This is a genomic window from Photobacterium sp. R1 (assembly GCF_054600795.1).
Genome location: NZ_BAAHZP010001052.1, coordinates 1 through 232, shown reverse-complemented (window position 1 = coordinate 232; position 232 = coordinate 1). Strand labels below are relative to the sequence as shown.

At 51.7% G+C, this 232-nt stretch carries 1 protein-coding gene; it reads right to left on the bottom strand.

Features of this window, described 5'->3' with window-relative positions:
* Window positions 1-232: ATP-binding cassette domain-containing protein (locus ACYP03_RS28280; protein WP_459782973.1), on the bottom strand; the 232-nt coding region annotated here is incomplete at both ends.

Genomic DNA, 232 nt, shown 5'->3' with positions numbered 1-232 from the left:
AGTGCCCCAAAGGGTTCATCCATCAGCAGCACTTTCGGCTTCATCGCCATCGCCCGGGCAATACCGACCCGTTGCTTCATGCCGCCGTAAATTTCATCCGGCCGTTTGTCATGGGCATTGTCCATGTGCACCAGTTGCAGGTAGTGCATCACCAAATCCCGAACCGCATCATACGTTTTAACTTTGCTGACCTGTTTCACAGCCAGTTCAACGTTCTGATACACCTTAAGCA